This is a genomic window from Dyella sp. LX-66 (assembly GCF_018599165.1).
Lineage (GTDB): Bacteria > Pseudomonadota > Gammaproteobacteria > Xanthomonadales > Rhodanobacteraceae > Dyella_D > Dyella_D marensis.
Genome location: NZ_JAHFVJ010000001.1, coordinates 309,359 through 328,197 on the forward strand (window position 1 = coordinate 309,359; position 18,839 = coordinate 328,197).

Sequence of the window (18,839 nt, forward strand, 5' to 3'; positions counted from 1 at the left end):
CCTGCGGCTCACCCCAACCTACACCTCGTGATGCGCGGCCTCGGCAGATAAAGCGTTCGAACGCCGCGGCGCCAGCTCCACCAGATACATCGCTCCGAGGATCAAGGCCCCGCCGGCCAGCATCCGCCACGTCAGCCCTTCCCCGCCGAACGCCACCGCAAACCCCGCAGCGAACACCGGCTCCGTCGTCATCACGATCGCCGCCCGCGTCGCGCTGATATGCGCCTGTGCCCAGGTCTGCACCAGCATGGCGCCGGCACCGGCGGCGAGCGCCATGTACACCACTGCCACCCATGCCTTCGCATCCGGCGGCAAGGAAGGGCCATGCGGCAGCGTGGCCAGCAGACACACGGCTGCGATCACCAGCATCTGCAACGTCGACAGCGCGAACGCATGCCCCGGCCGCGACCACACGCCCAGCCCCACGATATGCAGGCCGTACAGCAAGGCCGACGCCAGGGTGATCCACACGCCATAGCCCAGGCTGAAACCGCGCAGCGCCAGCAAGGCCAGGCCGCCGACGGCGAGCAGCACGGCGATCCAGGTGATCGACGGCAGACGCTGCCGCAGCAGCACGGTGCCGAGCAGCGGCGTGAACACCACATACATGCCGGTGGCGAAGCCGCTGATGCTGGCGGAGGTATGTTCCAGGCCGGTCGTCTGCAGCAGCTGCGCGATGCCGTACACGACGCCGAGCGCCGCGCCCTGCAGCCATTCGCGCCTGCCCAGCCGCCGCAGCGAGCGATGGAACAGCAGCAGCATCGACACCGCCGCGATCAGGAAGCGCACCGCCAGGAAATCCGCCGGCGCCATGCGCCCGACCAGATCCTTGATCAGGAAAAACGTGGAACCCCAGATGGTGGTGACCGCGACCAGCCCCAGCGTCGCCAGCGTGGCGACGCGCGCCTGCGCAGCGCTCATGCGTCACTCGCCGCGGGCGCCGGACGGCGGCGCAGCAGGCGCAGCCACTGGCCGGGGATCTTCAGCAGGAAATGCGCCCACACGCCCAGCCACACCACGGCGGACACGGCCGGGTTGCGCGCCGCCGGATCGAACTTGCGGAACCAGCGCCACATGCCGCGATGCTTGTGCCAGCTGACGAACACCGGCCGGTGCCGGCTGGAGCCGCCCTTGCCGTGCAGCACGCGCACGTCGCCGGCCAGCCACACCTGATAGCCGGCGTCGCGCGCGCGGCGGCACAGGTCCAGGTCTTCGCAATGCAGGAAATAGGCTTCGTCGAAACCGCGGAGGTTCTCGAACGCCACGCGCGGCATCAGCATCAGCGCACCCGACACCGCTTCCACCTGCACCGGTTCGGCGGGCATGTCGCCACCGATGTTCACGCCCTCGCCCTGCCCCATGAAGGTGCGCAGCGCGCGGCCGAGATAAGGGTCGCGGCGATACGAAGCGCGATCCGGCCGGCCTTGCTCGTCGCACACCACCGCGCCGATCACGCCGGCCTTCGGATGCGCCTGCTGCAGCTCCAGCAGGCGCCGCAGGCTGGCGTCGTCGAGCATGCAGTCCGGATTGAGGATCAGCAGCAGTTTGGCCCGCGCCTGCGCGGCGCCGCGGTTCACCGCGGGGCCGAAGCCGAGATTGGCGTGGTTGTAGAGCGGGCGCAGCCGCCACTCGTGCTGCATCGCGCGCTCGATCGCCTGCGGCGTGCCGTCGGACGACCCGTTATCCACCAGGATCAATTCCAGCGGCACCTCGCATTCCATCACGCGTCGTACACATTCGCGCAGGGTCGGACCGCTATCCGCGGCCACGACGATCACGCTGACGAGGGGTGTGGTTTCGAAGGCTGAATTCATGATCGCCAAGTATGGGGGAGCAGCCGGCGAACGGCATAGCGGCGGCGCGACATCGCGGTGGAGGAAGCATCAATCACGCGGTGCGTCCTGGCCCAGCGCTTCGTGCAGAGGCACCGGCACGCCGTCGGCATGGCGGGCCAGCCAGGGGGCATCGTCCTGGTCCCAGCCGCACAGTTCCCAGCCGCGCAGGCGATGCTGCTTGCCGCGCGTGCGGTCGAACAGCAGGTCGCCGTTGCCGCCGGACTGATTCGCCGCGAACCAGCGGCCCTGCGGGCTGAAGCTGCAGCGCGAACCCAGGCGCCGCAGTGTGTGCCCGTCGGCGAGGCGATAGTTGCCTTCGTCCTGGCCGGTGGCTTCGTACTGCAGCTCGTGCACGTCGGCCGCGTCGCGCCATTGCACCGGCGCCAGCTCGATGATGCGCGCCGGCGGTCCCACGGGCGCCATCGCCAGCTCGCTCCATTCCGGCGTCGGTGCCGACGCGCGCCGTACGCGATGCAGCAGCAGCGATTCCAGCAATGCCACCAGCGAATAACCGACCAGGGCGCCGAGCAAGGCCGCGCCCCAGGCGATGAGGTCGCCGCCGAGCGCACGCTGCACGGCGAACAGCAGGCCCGGCAGGCCCCACTTCAAGCCGCTGCGGCACAGCTCACCCCATGGATGGGAGCGGCGCGTGTAGATCGCCGCACCCGCGGTAAGCGCGACCAGCAATGCCAACCCCAGCCACCACGGCAGCAGCGCCAGCAATACCGCCCATCCGGCCAGCAGCAGCCAGCGGGCGAAACGCTGGCCGGGCGCATTCATGCGGTGCGCCCGGTCACAAGCTTATGGCGGGCTGTCAGCCGCACCACACCCTGGCGTTGCGGAACATGCGCATCCACGGCGAGTCCTCGCCCCAGTGATCCGGGTGCCAGCTCATCTGCGCGCTGCGGAACACGCGCTCGGGGTGCGGCATCATGATCGTCACGCGGCCGTCGGCCGCGGTGAAGCCGGCCAGGCCGCCCGGCGAGCCGTTCGGGTTGAGCGGGTAGTGCTCGGTCGGTCGGCCGCGGTTATCGACGAAGCGCACCGCGCCGCCGGACTTCGACGGGCTGCACACCTGCGGGAAGCTCACGCGGCCTTCGCCGTGCGCCACCGCCACCGGGATGCGCGAACCGGCCATGCCCTTGAAGAAGATGCTGGGCGAATCGAGCACTTCCAGCGTGGCGACGCGGCCTTCGTACTGCTCGGACGCATTGCGCAGGAACTTCGGCCAATGCTGCGCGCCCGGGATGATCTCCTTCAGCTGCGACAGCATCTGGCAGCCGTTGCACACGCCCAGCGCGAACTTGCTGGTGTCGGCGAAGAACGCGGTGAACTGTGCGCGCAGCATTTCGTTGTACATGATCGAGGTGGCCCAGCCGCGGCCGGCGCCCAGCACGTCGCCGTACGAGAAGCCGCCGCAAGCCGCGAAGCCGCGGAAATCAGCCAGCTTGATGCGGCCGCTGGCCAGGTCGGACATATGCACGTCCACCGCCTCGAAGCCGGCGCGGTCGAACGCGGCGGCCATTTCCACCTGGCCGTTGACGCCCTGCTCGCGCAGGATCGCCACGCGCGGACGCGCGCCCTTGGCGATCAGCGGCGCGGCCACGTCGTCGGTCGGGTCGAAGCTGAGCTTGGGGCTGATGCCCGGGTCGGCGTCGTCCAGGCGCCATTCCAGTTCCGCGTCGGCGCTGAGCGGGTTGTCGCGCAGGCGCTGCATGTGGTGGCTGGTTTCGTTCCACGCGGCGAACAGCTCGGTCCACTTCCAGGCGAACTGCTTCTCGCCGCCGTGGAACAGCTTGATGCCGAGCTTTTCCTTCGGATGGCCGATGCGATAGCTCATGCCGGCCAGGCCGTGCTTGACCAGCAGCGCCTCGAACGCCTCGCGGTTGGCCTGCGCCACCTGCACCACGGCGCCCAGTTCTTCGTTGAACAGCGCGCGCAGCGCGGCCTCGGCCCAGCCTTCGAGCTGGATCTCCAGGCCGCAACGGCCGGCGAAAGCCATTTCCAGCAGGGTGACGATGGCGCCGCCGTCGGAGCGGTCGTGATAGGCCAGCAGCAGGCCGGCCGCATTGGCTTCCTGCACCAGGTCGAACAGGCCCTTCAGATGCTTGGCGTCATCCAGATCCGGCGGCACGCCGCCGCCACGGTTGAACACCTGGGTCAGCGCGGAGCCGCCGAGGCGGTCGCGGCCGCCGCCGAGGTCCAGCAGCCACAGGTCGGAATCGCCGCGGTCCAGGCGCAGCTGCGGGGTGAGCGTGCGGCGCACGTCGTGCACGCGCGCAAAACCCGTAATCACCAGCGACACCGGCGCGATCGTGCGCTGCGGCTGGTCGCCGTCGGTCCACACCGTCTGCATGGACAGCGAGTCCTTGCCCACCGGGATGGAGATGTCCAGCTCCGGGCACAGCTCCATGCCCACGGCCTTCACCGCTTCGAACAGGGCCGCGTCTTCGCCGGGGTGGTTCACCGCAGCCATCCAGTTCGCCGACAGGCGCACTTCGCCCAGCGAGCGGATCGGCGCGGCGGCCAGGTTGGTGATGGCCTCGCCCACCGCCAGGCGCGCCGCATCGGCGCTGCTCAGCAGGGCTACCGGCGCGCGCTCGGCCATGGCCATGGCTTCGCCGGCGTAGCCGTCGAAATCGGCGATGGTCACGGCGCAATCGGCCACCGGCACCTGCCAGGGGCCGACCATCGGATCGCGATGATTCAAGCCGCCCACGGTGCGGTCGCCGATGGTGACCAGGAAGCTCTTGCTGCCCACGGTGGGCAGGCGCAGTACGCGGCGCAGGGCCTCGTCCATGCTGATGCCGGACAGATCCGGCACCACGTCGATGCGCGGCTTCACGCGCTTGGCGTCGCGGTGCATGCGCGGCGCCTTGCCGAACAGCACGTCCATCGGCAGGTCGATGACGGTGAGCTCGCGGCGCGGGTCGGCCACCAGCAGGCGGCGCTCTTCGGTGGCGTCGCCGACCACCGCGTAGGGGCAGCGCTCGCGCACGCAGAACGCTTCGAATTCGGCCAGGCGCTCGGCGGCGATGCCGAGCACGTAGCGCTCCTGCGATTCGTTGCTCCACACCTGCATCGGCGACAGCGACGGGTCGTCGCACGGCACCTTCGAGAGATCGATCACGCCGCCCACGCCCGCATCGTTGAGCAGTTCGGGAATGGCGTTGGAAAGACCGCCCGCGCCGACGTCGTGGATGCTCACGATGGGGTTGTCGTCGCCCAGCGACCAGCAGCTGTCGATCACCTGCTGGCAGCGGCGCTCCATCTCGGCGTTGTCGCGCTGCACGGAGGCGAAATCCAGCTCCGCGCTAGAGGTGCCGGAAGCCACCGACGAGGCGGCGCCGCCGCCCAGGCCGATCAGCATGGCCGGGCCGCCCAGCACGATCACCTTGTGGCCGGGCTGGATCTCCAGCTTCTGCACGTGGCCGGAGCGGATATTGGCCAGGCCGCCGGCGATCATGATCGGCTTGTCGTAGCCGCGGCGCACGCCGGCTTCGCCGGTCTCGTGCTCGTAGGTGCGGAAATAGCCGCCCAGGCAGGGGCGGCCGAATTCGTTATTGAACGCGGCGGCGCCGAGCGGGCCGTCGCGCATGATCTCGAACGCGCTGGCCATGCGCGGCGGCAGCGGACGCTCCACTTCCCACGGCTGCGGATGACCGGGAATGCGCAGGTCGGACACCGAGAAACCGCTGAGCCCCGCCTTCGGCTTGGCGCCGCGGCCGGTGGCGCCTTCGTCGCGGATCTCGCCGCCGGCACCGGTGGCCGCGCCCGGCCAGGGTGCGATCGCGGTGGGATGGTTGTGCGTTTCCACCTTGATCGCGTAGTCGATGCGCTCGCCGCTGCGGCGCCACACGCCGTCGGCGCCGGTGAAGAAACGCTTGCCGTCGCTGCCCTCGATCACCGCGGCGTTGTCCTTGTAGGCGGACAGCGTGTAGGCCGGCGAGTGCTGGTGGGTGTTCTTGATCATGCCGAACAGGCTCTTGTCCTGCGGCTGGCCGTCCAGCGTCCAGCTGGCGTTGAACACCTTGTGGCGGCAGTGCTCGGAATTGGCCTGGGCGAACATGAAGAGTTCGGCGTCGGTGGGATCGCGGCCCAGCTCGGCGTAGCGCTCGGCCAGGTAGTCGATCTCGTCCTCGGCCAGGGCCAGGCCCAGCTCGGCATTGGCCTTGGCCAGGGCGGCGCGCGGGTCGCTGCCCAGCGGGATGTGCACCAGGTCGCCGGGCTTGCCGGCCAGGAACAGGCCCTTGGCCTCGTCGATGCGGTGAAGCACCGACTGCGTCATGGCGTCGCACAGCACCGCCATCATCGCGTCGTATTCGGGTGCGCCCGGCTCGGGCAGGCCGGCGATCTGGTAGGCCACACCGCGCTCCACGCGGCGTACCGCGAAACCGGCGCCGTGGAGGATGTCGGTGGCCTTGCTCGACCAGGGCGAGATCGTGCCCAGGCGGGGCACCACCCACAGGGAAGCGGTCTCGGCGGCGCTCTCCTTGGCCTCCAGCACTTCCAGCAGGCGCCGGCGCTGCTCGCCTTCCGGGGCGGCGTCGGCGTCGATGAAGTAGACGAACCACGAAGCCTGCACGCGGGCGCCGCGATGCAGGGCATCCAGGCGGGCATTGAGACGTTCGAGGCGGAACGGCGAAAGGGCGGCCTGCCCGTCGAGAGCGATCATGGCGGGGAACGGGAGCTATGCGGAGAAGCCGTCCATTCTACCCCATGCTGCAGGACAACATCGGGGAGGGACCCGGCGGGACCCTCCCCGGGAGGGGGCGGCTCAGCCCCCGATCGGCTTGATACCGCGCTTCTGCAGGGCTTCGATCAGCTGATCGGGGGTCATGTAGCCGCCGATCACGGTGCCGTCCTCGGCCACGATGGTCGGGGTGCCGGTGACGCCTAAGCGCACGCCCAGATCGAACTCATCCTTCACCGGGTTGGCGCAGGTGGCCGACTTGGGCTGCTTGCCCTCCTTGGCGGCGCTGAAGGCGGCCTTGCGGTCCGCCGCGCACCACACCGAAACCATCTCGGTATAGGTCGGGGTGGGATTGCCCGCGGTGCTGGTCACGCCTTCGCGCGGCCAGGCCACGTATTCCAGGGCGATGCCGGCCTTGGTGAAGTCGTCCACGTGCTGGTGCAGCGCGCGGCAGTAGCCGCAGTTGACGTCGGTGAATACGGTGACCTTGTAGCGCGGCTTGGCCGGACCGAACACGATGCGGTCGGACACCGGCAGCTTGTCCAGCTGGGCCTTGCGGAAGTCGGCCCAGACCAGGTCGCTCATGTCCTTCTTGCTGGACAGGTCGATCAGGTTGCCGGTGAGCATGTACTTGCCGTCGGCGCTCACATAGACCAGCTGGCCGGAGGCAATGACCTGGTAGAAGCCCGGCAGCGGCGCCGGCCTGATCGATTCGATCTTCACCTTGCTGGCGAGGCCCAGCACCGCCTGGCGCACGGTGTCCTCGGGGCCGGCCTTGGCCGCATCGTCGGCGGCGTGCGCCGGCTGGGCGAACGCCACCGCGCAAACCACGCTGGCGCACAGGGCCAGCCATCCATTCTTGAACATCGCAAACCTCACTGGCTTCCGTTCGGCACGGAATGATCGGGGGATGGCCCGATTCTCGCACAGGCCGCCTAAACGCTCCGCCGCGCCTGTCTCAACCGCGCGGATGGTGCTGCGCATGCAGCCGCTTGAGTCCTTCCTTGGCCACCAGCGTGTAGATCTGCGTGGTGCTGAGCGCGCTGTGGCCCAGCAGCATCTGCAGCGCGCGCAGGTCGGCGCCGTGGTTGAGCAGATGGGTGGCGAAGGAATGCCGCAGCACGTGCGGCGAGATGCGCTTGGCCACGATGCCCACGCGCAGCGCATAGCGCTTGACCAGGGTCCAGAACATCTGCCGCGTCATGCCCTCGCCGCGCTTGCTCAGGAACAGCGCCGCCGGCTGGCGCCCCTTGGCCAGCACCGGGCGCGCGGCCGCGAGGTAAGCCTCGATCCGCTCCAGCGCCAGCTCGCCCACCGGCACCAGGCGGTCCTTGCCGCCCTTGCCGGTGACGCGCAGCACGCCCTGGCGCAGGTTGAGCGAAGCCAGCGGCAATTCGACCAGTTCGGACACGCGCAGGCCCGAGGCATACATCAGCTCCAGCATGGCGCGGTCGCGCAGGCCCAGGGTGGTGTCCAGGTCCGGCGCCTGCAGCAGGCCTTCGATCTCGCGCTCGGCCAGCGCCTTGGGCAGGCTGCGCGGCGTGCGCGGGCGTTCGATCAGCAAGGTGGGATCTTCGAAGCCCGGCTCGTTGCGGGCCACGAAGCCGTAGTAGCGGCGGAACGAGGACTGCCGCCGCGCCATCGAGCGCACCGCCACCGGCTGCGCGCCGTGGTATTCGGACAGATGCTGGCGCTGCGCCTGGTTCAGACCCAGGCCCTTGCCGGCCAGCCAGCGGGCCAGTCCTTCGAGGTCGCGGCGGTAGGCATCGAGGGTGCGGTCGGACAGGCCGTCCTCCGACCACACCCGCTCCAGGAAGGCGGCGATGCTGCGCTGGTCGGCTTCGGCGATACTTGCGGCTTTCTCTGACATGCGCGAGATGCTGGGCATAGCGCGCGCCGGACGCAAGCCGACGAATGAACCCGAGCATCCCGAATCCTTCGCTTATGCCCGCCACCTTGCCGCGCCGCCTGCTGGCGCTGTTCTACGACCTGTGGGCGGTGATCGCCATCGTTGCCATGGTGGGCTACGCCTGCCAGCGCGCCACCGGCGGCCAGCTGATCGCCACCGCCGGCCATGTGGAAACGGTGTGGTGGTATCAGCCGCTGCAGGGTCTGGTGCTGTCGGCGTATTTCATCGCTTCGTGGCTGCGCGGCGGACAGACGCTGGGCATGCGGCCGTGGCGCCTGCGGCTGGTGCGCGTGGATGGCGGACGGGTGCGCTTCGCGCAGGCGTTGATCCGTCTGCTGGTGGGTGCCGCACCGCTGTTGCTGCTGGAACTGGCCCGCGTATCCAGCACCGCGGTGGCGTTGTGGACGGTGCTTATTGCCTGGGTCATTTACTTCGCCTGGGCGCTGACCAATACGCGCCGCCGCGCGCTGCACGACGTGATCGCCGGCACCGAAGTGGTGCGCATCGGCTGACGCAAGAACTCGCGCCGGCATTCACTCGCTTGTCAGCCGGGCCCGCGCCACACTAGTCCGATGCCCACCCACTTCGCGCCCGCGCCGCGCAGCGACGCCGACCTGGCTGCTGCCAACCGCAGCTTCTACGAACCGCTGTGGGCCGAAGCCCGCCTAGTGCCGCCGGAACGCTTCAATACCTGGCCACTGGTGCGCGAACTGTCCGCGGCATCCACGCGCCGCCTCGAAATCGCCCCTGGCCTGCGCCCGCGCCTGCCGCTGCAGGACACCTGCTTCGTCGACCTCAGCGCCGAGGCGCTGCGCAAGCTGCGCCGCCACGGCGCCAGCGCCGTGCACGGCACGATCGGCGCCCTGCCCTATACCGATGCGCAGTTCGACCTGGTCTGCGCGTTCGACATTCTCGAGCACGTGGCGGACGACGTCGGTGCATTGAAGGAACTCGCCCGCGTCGCCGCGCCCGGCGCGACGTTGCTGCTTTCGGTGCCGCTGCATATCGCGGCGTGGACGCCGTTCGACGAATTCGTCGGCCATTGCCGCCGCTACGAACCGGACGACATCCATGCGCGCCTGGCGCAGCACGGCTTCCGCATCGAGCAGAGCGCGGTCTACGGCATGCAGCCGAAATCCTCGCGCCTGCTCGAGATCGGCCAGTGGTACCTCACGCACAAAAGAGAGCGCGCGATGTGGTGGTACAACCGCGTGTTCATGCCGATCGCGGTGCGCATGCAGAAGCCGCTGCAATGGCGCGCGGGGCTGGGCGACACCACGGGCGTGGACGAAATCCTGCTGGTTTGTCGCAAAGCCTGACGTCGTTTTCGGCGCAGTGCCCGAACGAAGCGTCGGGCGCTTCATTTAAGCCGCTGATTACACTCGCATAACATTCTTGCGGCATCGCAGCACGGAGGCGCGGGAGCGGGTAGAATGAGATTTTCCGCCCTCGTATCTTCTCGCCATGCTCTATCAGATTCACGAATGGCAGCGCGCCTTTCTCGGCCCGCTCAGCCACTACGCCGATGCCAGCGCGAAGATGCTGACCGATCCCTCGGGCCCGTTCGCCCAGGTGCCCGGCGCGCAGCGCATGGCCGCCGGCTACGAGCTGCTGCACCGGCTGGGCAAGGAATACGAGAAGCCCGCCTTCGGCATCCACCAGGTGGAATCGCACGGGCAGGACATCGCCATTGTCGAGCGCACCGTGCTGGCCAAGCCGTTCTGCGAGCTCAAGCGCTTCAAGCGCTACAGCGACGACCAGGACACCATCGAGCGGCTGAAGAACGAACCCTCCGTGCTGGTGGTGGCGCCGCTGTCCGGCCACCACGCCACCCTGCTGCGCGACACCGTGCGCACCCTGCTGCGCGACCACAAGGTGTACATCACCGACTGGGTCGACGCGCGCATGGTGCCGGCCGAGCAAGGCACGTTCCATCTGGATGACTACGTCGAATACGTGCAGGAGTTCATCCGCCATATCGGCGCGCAGCGCCTGCACGTGATCTCGGTGTGCCAGCCGACCGTGCCGGTGCTCGCCGCGGTGTCCCTGATGGCGTCGCGCGGCGAAGCCACGCCGCTGAGCCTGACCATGATGGGCGGCCCGATCGAGCCGCGCAGCAATCCCACCGGCGTCAACAGCCTGGCGACCACGCAGCCGCTGAGCTGGTTCAAGGGCAACCTGATCCACACCGTGCCGCCGAACTACCCCGGCCATGGCCGCGAGGTGTATCCGGGCTTCCTGCAGCATGCCGGCTTCGTGGCGATGAACCCCAGCCGCCATCTGAATTCGCACTGGGATTTCTATCTCGACCTGCTGCGCGGCGACCTGGACGACGCGCAGGCGCACCGCAAGTTCTACGACGAATACAACGCCGTGCTGGACATGCCGGCCGAGTATTACCTCGACACCATCCACACCGTGTTCCAGCAGTTCCTGCTGCCGCGCGGGCTATGGGACGTGCGCGGCGAACGCGTGACGCCCGCCGCGATCACCAAGAGCGCCCTGCTCACCGTGGAAGGCGAGCTGGACGATATCTCCGGCCTGGGCCAGACCCAGGCGGCGCACACGCTGTGCAGCGGGATTCCGGCCGATCGGCGCGCGCACAAGATGATCGAAGGCGCCGGCCATTACGGCATCTTCAGCGGCCGCCGCTGGCGCGAAGTGGTCTACCCGCAGGTGCGGGATTTCATCAAGCGCTTCGATCAGCCGCTGGCCTGAGGCCTCAGTGCCGGAAAAACGCGCGGAACGCATCGACGGTGCGTTCCACACCATCGTCGTCGATATCCAGATGGGTAACCAGCCGCAAGGTCGGCAGATAGCCGATGCTGATGCGCACCTTGGCTTCGCGCAGATGCGCGTCGAGTTCGCGCAGATGCGCCGCCGGCACGTCGACGAACACCATATTGGTGTGATGGCCCAATAGCTTCACCCCGGGAATCTCGCCCATGCGTGCCGCCAGCGTGGCGGCGCGCGCGTGATCCTCGGCCAGGCGCGCCACGTGATGATCCAGCGCATGGATGGCCGCCGTCGCGAGCATGCCGGCCTGGCGCCAGCCGCCGCCGGCCACCTTGCGCCAGCGCCGTGCCTTCTCCACCAAGGCGCCGGGACCGAGCAGCACCGAACCTACGGGCGCACCCAGCCCCTTCGACAGACAGACCGAGACGGTATCGAACAGGCTCGCGATCTCGCGCGCATGCACGCCGCTGGCCACGGCGGCGTTGAACAGCCGCGCACCGTCGAGATGGAAACCCAGCCCGCGTTCGCGCGCGAATTTCTGCGCGGCATGCAAGTAGTCCAGCGGGAGCGCACGGCCGTGCCAGGTGTTTTCCAGGGCCAGCAGCTTCGTGCGTGCGAAGTGCGGATCGACCGGCTTGATCGCCGCGGCGAGCTTGTCCAACGCCAAGCTGCCATCCGCCTCGTGCGGAATCGGCTGCGGCTGGATCGAACCCAGCACCGCGGCGCCGCCGCCTTCGAACTTGTAGGTATGCGCGTCGGCGCCGACCAGGTATTCGTCGCCGCGCTCGCAATGCGACATCAGCGCGAGCAGGTTCGACTGCGTGCCGGTCGGCACGAACAGCGCCGCCTCGAAGCCGAGTTCATCCGCCAGCTTGGCCTGCAAGGCGTTGACCGTAGGATCTTCGCCGTAGACGTCGTCGCCCACCTCGGCCAGCAGCATGGCCTCGCGCATGGCGCGGGTGGGCTTGGTCACAGTATCGCTGCGCAGGTCGACCCAGTCCACGGCATGCTCCTTGGCGGAAAGCGCCAAGCTTGGCCTGCGCGGGGCGCGGCGACAAGCGCCGCGGGCCGGTCAGCCCTCGCCCATCAGGATTTGCCCATCAGGGCTCACCCATCAAGAAGGGCACCACTTCGGCCAGGGCTTCGCGCAGCTTCTGGGTATCGAACTTCGGGTCCCTCGCCGCTCGCACCGCCAGCCCCTCGACCAGCAGCATCAACGCAATCGAGCGGCGTTCGCTGATCGCCGGCGACATGCCGATGCCGCCTTCGTCCACGGGCTTCTCCAGCCATTGGCGGAATTCGATGCAGGCCAGCTCGTCGGCGTGGTGGATCGCGCTCGCCACCTGCTTGTCGCGGGTGGCCTCGGCGCTGGTTTCCAGGAACAGCGCCGCATTCATGATGCGCATGTCCGGACGCGGCCGGCTCCATTCCACGAAGCATTCCATCAGCGCATCGACCGGATCGGTCGATGCGCTCAGCGCGCGGATGTCTTCCAGCTCCATCTCGCTCTGGCGCTCGATGATGGCCAGCACGATCGAGCTCTTGTTCGGGAAGTAGCGGTAGATCAGGCCGGCGCTCATCGCCGCGGCCTCGGCGATGTTCGCCATGCTGGCGGCATGGAAACCGTACTTCACGAAGCAGTGCTGCGCCGCGGCCAGGATGCGCTCGCGCTGTTCGCGCGCACGCGGGCTCAAAGTGGTTTCGTCGTTCTTGTCGTCGCGGCTCATGGGGTACCGGGGATAGGGCTGCGCTCGTTCCAGCCGCCGCCCAGCACTTTATACAAAGTGACCCGGTTGGTCTGCTCGGCCAGCCGCGTCGCGATGAGCTGCTGCTGCGCGGCGTACAGCGCGCGCTGCGCATCCAGTGCCACCAGGTAGCTGTCCTTGCCGGCCTTGTAGCGCGCCCGCGAAAGCTCGTCCGCCCGCGCCGCCGCACCCACCAGCGCCTCCTGCGCCTGGCGCTGCCCGGCCAGGGTGGAAGTAAGCGCCAGCGCATCGGCCACTTCGCGGAAGCCGGCCTGGATGGCTTTCTCGTACTGCGCCAGCGCGATCTGCTGATCGGCCTTGGCGCCGGCCAGTTGCGCACGCAGACGGCCGCCCTGGAAGATCGGCAGGCTGATCTGCGGCGCGAAGCTCCACACGCGGGTGCCGCTGTCGAACAGATTGTTGAGCTGCCCGCTGGCCGTGCCCACGCTGCCGGTCAGCATGATGGACGGGAAGAACGCGGCGCGCGCCGCGCCGATATCGGCATTGGCCGCGCGCAGCAGATGTTCCGACTGCAGGATGTCCGGGCGGCGCAGCAGAACGTCCGAGGGCAGCTCCGCCGGCAGTGCGCCGAGCATGGTGGTGTCGTCGCCCAGGCCGGTGGGCAGCAGCGATTCGTCCAGCGCACCGCCTGCCAGCAGGCGCAGCGCGTTGATGTCCTGCGCCACCTGGCCGGTGTAGCGCGCCATGTCGGCGCGCGCGGTTTCGACCGTGGTCTGCGCCTGGCTGACATCCAGGCTCGACGCCGCGCCGAGCGCGTGGCGTTGTTCAGTCAATTTGAATGAAGCCTCCTGCGTGTCGCGCGTGGCCTGCGCCACCTTCAGCGACTCGCGGTCCGCCGCCAGCGTCAGCCAGGCATTGGCCACTTCGGCGATCAGGCTCAGCTGCGCGCTGCGGCTGGCCTCGCCTTCGGCCAGGTAGCGCTCCAGCGCACCGGTGCTCAGCGAGGCGACGCGGCCGAACAGGTCCAGCTCGAACTGGGTGGTGCCCAGTTCGGCGCGGTATTGCTGGGTGATCGGCTGCGGCTGGTTGATGTCGCGGCTGCGCTGCAGCGAGGCGGTCGCCGCGATCGACGGCAGGCGGTCCGCACGCTGGATGCGGTACTGCGCGCGCGCCTTCTCCACGTTGAGCACGGCCACGCGCAGATCGCGGTTGTTGTGCAGCGCCTGCTCGATCAGCGCGGACAGGCGCGGATCGACATAGAACTGGCGCCAGCCGATATCCGCGGTGCTGCCCTGGCTCACGGCCGGAGCCGAAGCGTCGGGCGCCACGCTGTTCTCGGGCAGCGGCCAGCTTACCGGAACATCCGGCTGCGCGGACGGCACCTTCGGCGCCAGGCTCACGCAGCCGCTCAGGCTCAAGGCGAGCGTGACCGCACAACTCAAAATGAAAGACTTATTCATGCGAGGTATCTCCAGCGACGGCGACGTCGCCCACGGCGCGCTTGCGCCGCCCGAACAGCCGCTGCACCAGCACGAAGAACAGCGGCACGAAGAACAGGCCCAGCGCCGTACCGGCGACCATGCCGCCCAGCACGCCGGTGCCGATCGCGCGCTGCGCGCCGGAACCCGCGCCGTTGGCCAGCGCCAGCGGCAGCACGCCCAGGCCGAAGGCCAGCGAGGTCATCAGGATCGGCCGCAGGCGCGTGCGCACCGCCAGCAAGGTGGCGTCGAGCAGGGCCATGCCCTTCTCCACGTTCTCCTTGGCGAACTCCACGATCAGGATTGCGTTCTTGCTCGACAGGCCCACCGTGGTGAGCATCGCCACCTGGAAGTACACGTCGCGATCCAGCCCGCGGAAGTACGCCGCCAGCACCGTGCCGAGAATGCCCAGCGGCGCCACCAGCAGCACCGAGGTGGGGATCGACCAGCTTTCGTACAGCGCGGCCAGGCACAGGAACACCACCAGCACCGACAGCGTGTACAGCATCGGCGCCTGCGCACCGGCCTCGCGCTCCTGGTACGACTGCCCGGTCCATTCCAGGCCGACGCCGGCCGGCAGCTTGGCCACCAGTTTCTCCACTTCGGCCATGGCGTCGCCCGAGCTCACGCCCGGCGCGGCCTCGCCATTGATCTGCATCGCGGACACGCCGTTGTAGCGTTCCAGGCGCGGCGAACCGAAATCCCAGCGCGTGCTGGCGAAGGCGCGGAACGGCACCATCGCACCGGCGGCATTGCGCACCGACCACTTCTCGAAATCTTCCGGCGCCATGCGAAACGGCGCATCGGCCTGCACGAACACGCGCTTGACGCGGCCGCGATCCATGAAGTCGTCGATGTACTGGCCGCCCCAGGCCATGGTCAGCGTGTCGTTGAGATCGCCGATCGACAGGCCCTGCGCCGCGGCCTTCTTGTAGTCCACGTCGATGCGGAACTGCGGCGTGTCGTCCTGGCCGTTGGCGCGCACGTTGGCCAGCAGCTTGCTCTGCGCAGCTTCCTGCAGGAACTGGTTGCGCGCCGCCACCAGGGCTTCGTGGCCCAGGCCGGCGTTGTCCTTCAGATAGAAATCGAAGCCCGCCGAATTGCCCAGCTCCGGCACCGCCGGCGGCGCGAAGGCGAAGGCCAGCGCGTCCTTGTACTGGCTGAAGGCGCCCATGGCATTGCCGGCCACCGCATTGAGGCTGGCCGCTTCGCCATGGCGCTCGCTCCAGTCCTTCAGCTGCACGAAGGCCATGCCCGCGTTCTGGCCGTTGCCGGCGAAGCTGAAGCCGAGCACGGAGAACACCGAGTCCACCGCGGGGTCGGCCATGAAGTGCTGCTCGATGCGGCCCATCACGCGCGCCGTGCGCTCGGTGGTGGCGCCCACCGGCGCCTGCACCATGGTGAACAGAAAGCCCTGGTCTTCCATCGGCAGGAACGAGGTGGGCAGGCGCAGGAACACCACCACCATCGCCGCGCTCATCGCCACGAACACCAGCAGGAAGCGCCGGCCGCGCGCGATGATCGCGCCCACCACGCCCTGGTACTTGCGCGTGCCCTGGTCGAAGCGGCGGTTGAACCAGCCGAAGAAGCCGCGATCGGAGGCGTGATGGCCCTTGGCGATCGGCTTGAGCAAGGTGGCGCACAGCGCCGGCGTCAGCACGATCGCCACCAGCACCGACAAGGCCATCGAGGACACGATGGTCACCGAGAACTGCCGGTAGATCACGCCGGTGGAACCGCTCAGGAAAGCCATCGGCACGAACACTGCCGACAGCACCAGGGCAATGCCCACCAGCGCGCCGGTGATCTGCGACATCGACTTGCGCGTCGCTTCCAGCGGCGACAGCCCTTCCTCGCTCATCACGCGCTCGACGTTCTCCACCACCACGATGGCGTCGTCCACCAGCAGGCCGATCGCCAGCACCATGGCGAACATGGTGAGCATGTTGATCGAATAACCCATCGCCGCGAGCACGCCGAAGGTGCCCAGCAGCACCACCGGCACCGCGATGGTCGGGATCAGCGTGGCGCGGAAGTTCTGCAGGAACAGGTACATCACCAGGAATACCAGCACGATCGCTTCGAGCAGGGTCTTGATCACGCCTTCGATCGACACGCGCACGAACGGCGTAGTGTCGAACGCGATCACCGACTTCACGCCGCGCGGGAACGAGGGTTCCATCTGCTTGAGCGCCGCCTTCACGCGCTCGGCCGTGGCCAGCGCGTTGGCGCCGGAGGTGAGCGAGACGGCGATACCGGTGGCGGACTTGCCGTTGTACTTGCTGGCCGAGCCGTAGTCCTGCAGGCCCAGTTCCACGCGTGCGACGTCGCCCAGCGTCAGCACCGAGCCGTCGGTATTGCTGCGGATCACGATCTGGCGGAACTGCTCCGGCGTCTGCAGGCGCTGCTGCGCGATCACCGAGGCGTTGATCTGCTGGCCCTTCACCGCGGGGTTGCCGCCGATCTGGCCCACCGCCACCTGCTGGTTCTGCGCACGCAGCGCGGCCACCACTTCGGGCGGCGTCAGCTTGTAGGTGTCGAGCTTGTTCGGGTCCAGCCAGATGCGCATGGCGTACTTGGAACCGAACACTTCGATATTGCCCACGCCGGCGACGCGGCTCAGCGGATCGACCAGATGGGCGTTGACGAAGTCGGAGATGTCTTCGCCGTCCAGGCGGCCGTCCTCGGAGACGAAGCCCACCACCATCAGGAAGCCGGAGCTGGACTTCACCACGTTGATGCCCTGCTGCTGCACGATCTGCGGCAGCAGCGGCGTGGCCAGCTGCAGCTTGTTCTGCACCTGCACCTGGGCGATGTCGGGATTGGTGCCGTTCTCGAAGGTGAGCGTGACCTGCACCGAGCCGTCGGAGTCGCTGGTGGCGGACATGTACAGCAGGCCGTCCAGGCCCTTCATGTTCTGCTCGATGATCTGCGTCACCGAGTCTTCCGCCGCCTGCGCCGAAGCGCCGGGGTAGTTGGCGTTGATGGTGACCTGCGGCGGCGCGATCACCGGGTATTGCGATACCGGCAGGCGCAGCATCGACAGCGCGCCGGCCAGCATCACGATGATGGCGATCACCCAGGCGAAGATGGGGCGATCGATAAAGAAGCGTGCCATGGGTATGAGTCCTCAGTGCGCCGCGGCGGCAGCGTGTCCGCCGGCGGCGACAGCAGCCGCGCCGGCTTCGCTGGCGTGCACCGGCATGCCGGGCTGGATCATCTGCAGGCCTTCGACGATCACCTTGTCGCCGGCGGCCAGGCCGCTTTCGACCAGCCACTGGTCGCCGACGGTGCGGCCGACCTGCACTTCGCGCAGTTCCGCCTTGCCGTCCTTGCCGATGACCATGGCGGTGGCGCCGCCCTTCGGGTCGCGCGAAATACCCGCCTGCGGCACCAGCAGCCCATGCGGATTGCTGCCCTTGTCGAGCACCGCGCGCACGTACATGCCGGGCAGCAGCACGCCTTCCGGATTGGGCACGATCACGCGCAGCGCGAAGCTGCCGGTGGTGGGGTCGACGCTGACGTCGGCGAACTGCAGCTTGCCGTCGTGCGCGTAGGTGCTGCCGTCTTCGAGCAGGATCTTCACCGGCGTGCCGTCGGCTTCCTTCAGCGAGCCGGCGGCGATGCGCTTGCGCAGATCGAGCAGTTCGCCGCTGGACTGGGTGACGTCGATAAAGATCGGGTCCATCTGCTGCACGCGCGCCATCGGATCGGCCTGGTTGGCGGTGACCAGCGCGCCCGGCGTCACCGCGGACTTGCCGATGCGGCCGGTGATCGGCGACACGATGCGCGCGAAGGCCAGATTGACGCCGGTGCTTTCCACCTGCGCCTGGCCGGCGGCGACGTCGGCCTCGGCCTGGCGCCAGGTCGCGGTGGCGGTTTCATCGTCCTGCTTGCTCACCGCGTCGATACGCGCCAGCTCGCTGGTGCGCTTGGCATTGAGCTGCGCCGAATACAGCGCGGCCTTCGCTTTCGCCAGCGTGGCCTTGGCGTTGTTGTTTTCCGCGCGATACACCGCGTCGTCCAGCTGGTACAGCGGCTGGCCTGCCTTCACCAGCGCGCCTTCCTCGAACAGGCGCTGCTTGACGATGCCATTCACCTGCGGACGCACTTCGGCGATCTGGAACGCACTGGTGCGCCCCGGCAGCTCGCGCGTGACCGTGACCGCCTGCGGCTTGAGCGTTACTACGGTGACTTCGGCGGGACCGCCCTGCTGCTGCGCACCCTGCTGGCCCTTGCAGGCGGCCAGGGTAAGGACGGAAGCGGCCAGGGCCGTCAGGGCCAGGCCGCGCAAGAAACTACGATTTGAAGACATGAGAGACCTCGGTCCCTGCCGGAGGGGAGGGGCGGCAGAACAAGAGTGAACGATCATTCTCATTATTGAACCGAAATGGCGGCTCGGTCAATCGGACTAACGGCACGGGGGTAAAATGGCCGCGGATGGGCGCAAGTCTTTTCCGAACGCGGGCCGAGCATGGAAGG

At 68.4% G+C, this 18,839-nt stretch carries 14 protein-coding genes; 3 read left to right on the forward strand and 11 right to left on the reverse strand.

What is annotated here, in order from left to right:
• Positions 1-18 precede the first annotated feature (18 nt).
• From KK141_RS01425 to xerD, 6 genes are all read right to left on the reverse strand, one after another.
• Complete coding sequence (locus KK141_RS01425; RefSeq protein WP_214569690.1) at positions 19-921, reverse strand: DMT family transporter; 903 nt, start codon at positions 919-921, stop codon at positions 19-21.
• Positions 918-1,814: a glycosyltransferase family 2 protein gene (locus KK141_RS01430; RefSeq protein ID WP_214569691.1), complete on the reverse strand. Its 897-nt coding sequence runs from the start codon at positions 1,812-1,814 to the stop codon at positions 918-920. Before KK141_RS01430 ends, KK141_RS01425 begins: the two co-directional genes overlap by 4 nt.
• A gap of 69 nt (positions 1,815-1,883) precedes the next feature.
• The gene (locus tag KK141_RS01435) at positions 1,884-2,615 is read right to left on the reverse strand and encodes a hypothetical protein (RefSeq protein ID WP_214569692.1); all 732 of its coding nucleotides are present in this window, start codon (positions 2,613-2,615) and stop codon (positions 1,884-1,886) included.
• Positions 2,616-2,649: 34 nt separating this feature from the next.
• Positions 2,650-6,510, reverse strand: coding sequence for a phosphoribosylformylglycinamidine synthase (gene purL / locus KK141_RS01440; protein ID WP_214569693.1), 3,861 nt, complete (start codon positions 6,508-6,510; stop codon positions 2,650-2,652).
• 102 nt (positions 6,511-6,612) lie between these two features.
• Entirely contained in the window at positions 6,613-7,395 is a 783-nt protein-coding gene (locus KK141_RS01445; protein ID WP_214569694.1) for a DsbC family protein, read from the reverse strand.
• Positions 7,396-7,486: 91 nt separating this feature from the next.
• The gene (xerD, locus tag KK141_RS01450; RefSeq protein ID WP_250901475.1) at positions 7,487-8,398 is read right to left on the reverse strand and encodes a site-specific tyrosine recombinase XerD; all 912 of its coding nucleotides are present in this window, start codon (positions 8,396-8,398) and stop codon (positions 7,487-7,489) included.
• Positions 8,399-8,442: 44 nt separating this feature from the next.
• On the opposite strand from xerD, the gene KK141_RS01455 reads away from it, so the two are divergent.
• The 3 genes from KK141_RS01455 (at position 8,443) to phaZ (ending at position 11,155) form a co-directional block, all read left to right on the forward strand.
• On the forward strand, positions 8,443-8,949 hold the full coding sequence (locus tag KK141_RS01455) for an RDD family protein (protein ID WP_250901476.1): 507 nt from the start codon (positions 8,443-8,445) through the stop codon (positions 8,947-8,949).
• Positions 8,950-9,009: 60 nt separating this feature from the next.
• Positions 9,010-9,756: a class I SAM-dependent methyltransferase gene (locus tag KK141_RS01460; RefSeq protein WP_214569696.1), complete on the forward strand. Its 747-nt coding sequence runs from the start codon at positions 9,010-9,012 to the stop codon at positions 9,754-9,756.
• A gap of 145 nt (positions 9,757-9,901) precedes the next feature.
• A complete protein-coding gene (gene phaZ / locus KK141_RS01465) occupies positions 9,902-11,155 on the forward strand; it encodes a polyhydroxyalkanoate depolymerase (protein ID WP_214569697.1) in 1,254 nt (417 codons plus the stop codon).
• 4 nt (positions 11,156-11,159) lie between these two features.
• Here the strand turns inward: phaZ and ltaE are convergent, their stop codons facing one another.
• From ltaE to KK141_RS01490, 5 genes are all read right to left on the reverse strand, one after another.
• Complete coding sequence (gene ltaE, locus KK141_RS01470; RefSeq protein ID WP_214569698.1) at positions 11,160-12,176, reverse strand: low-specificity L-threonine aldolase; 1,017 nt, start codon at positions 12,174-12,176, stop codon at positions 11,160-11,162.
• A 97-nt stretch (positions 12,177-12,273) separates the two neighbouring features.
• The gene (locus KK141_RS01475) at positions 12,274-12,900 is read right to left on the reverse strand and encodes a TetR/AcrR family transcriptional regulator (protein ID WP_214569699.1); all 627 of its coding nucleotides are present in this window, start codon (positions 12,898-12,900) and stop codon (positions 12,274-12,276) included.
• Positions 12,897-14,339: an efflux transporter outer membrane subunit gene (locus KK141_RS01480; RefSeq protein ID WP_214569700.1), complete on the reverse strand. Its 1,443-nt coding sequence runs from the start codon at positions 14,337-14,339 to the stop codon at positions 12,897-12,899. The genes KK141_RS01475 and KK141_RS01480 overlap by 4 nt, the downstream gene beginning before the upstream one ends.
• Positions 14,332-17,475, reverse strand: coding sequence for an efflux RND transporter permease subunit (locus tag KK141_RS01485; RefSeq protein WP_214569701.1), 3,144 nt, complete (start codon positions 17,473-17,475; stop codon positions 14,332-14,334). The genes KK141_RS01480 and KK141_RS01485 overlap by 8 nt, the downstream gene beginning before the upstream one ends.
• Before the next feature lie 12 nt (positions 17,476-17,487).
• Positions 17,488-18,672: an efflux RND transporter periplasmic adaptor subunit gene (locus KK141_RS01490; protein ID WP_214569702.1), complete on the reverse strand. Its 1,185-nt coding sequence runs from the start codon at positions 18,670-18,672 to the stop codon at positions 17,488-17,490.
• Positions 18,673-18,839 lie beyond the last annotated feature (167 nt).

Excerpts from the sequence above, each read along its gene's own strand:
- KK141_RS01475 (WP_214569699.1), bottom strand. The coding sequence starts at position 12,900 with ATGAGCCGCGACGACAAGAACGACGAAACCACTTTGAGCCCGCGTGCG.
- KK141_RS01460 (WP_214569696.1), top strand. The coding sequence starts at position 9,010 with ATGCCCACCCACTTCGCGCCCGCGCCGCGCAGCGACGCCGACCTGGCT.
- KK141_RS01435 (WP_214569692.1), bottom strand. The coding sequence starts at position 2,615 with ATGAATGCGCCCGGCCAGCGTTTCGCCCGCTGGCTGCTGCTGGCCGGA.
- purL (WP_214569693.1), bottom strand. The coding sequence starts at position 6,510 with ATGATCGCTCTCGACGGGCAGGCCGCCCTTTCGCCGTTCCGCCTCGAA.
- phaZ (WP_214569697.1), top strand. The coding sequence starts at position 9,902 with ATGCTCTATCAGATTCACGAATGGCAGCGCGCCTTTCTCGGCCCGCTC.
- KK141_RS01430 (WP_214569691.1), bottom strand. The coding sequence starts at position 1,814 with ATGAATTCAGCCTTCGAAACCACACCCCTCGTCAGCGTGATCGTCGTG.
- KK141_RS01425 (WP_214569690.1), bottom strand. The coding sequence starts at position 921 with ATGAGCGCTGCGCAGGCGCGCGTCGCCACGCTGGCGACGCTGGGGCTG.
- KK141_RS01480 (WP_214569700.1), bottom strand. The coding sequence starts at position 14,339 with ATGAATAAGTCTTTCATTTTGAGTTGTGCGGTCACGCTCGCCTTGAGC.
- KK141_RS01485 (WP_214569701.1), bottom strand. The coding sequence starts at position 17,475 with ATGGCACGCTTCTTTATCGATCGCCCCATCTTCGCCTGGGTGATCGCC.
- xerD (WP_250901475.1), bottom strand. The coding sequence starts at position 8,398 with ATGTCAGAGAAAGCCGCAAGTATCGCCGAAGCCGACCAGCGCAGCATC.
- KK141_RS01490 (WP_214569702.1), bottom strand. The coding sequence starts at position 18,672 with ATGTCTTCAAATCGTAGTTTCTTGCGCGGCCTGGCCCTGACGGCCCTG.
- KK141_RS01445 (WP_214569694.1), bottom strand. The coding sequence starts at position 7,395 with ATGTTCAAGAATGGATGGCTGGCCCTGTGCGCCAGCGTGGTTTGCGCG.
- KK141_RS01455 (WP_250901476.1), top strand. The coding sequence starts at position 8,443 with ATGAACCCGAGCATCCCGAATCCTTCGCTTATGCCCGCCACCTTGCCG.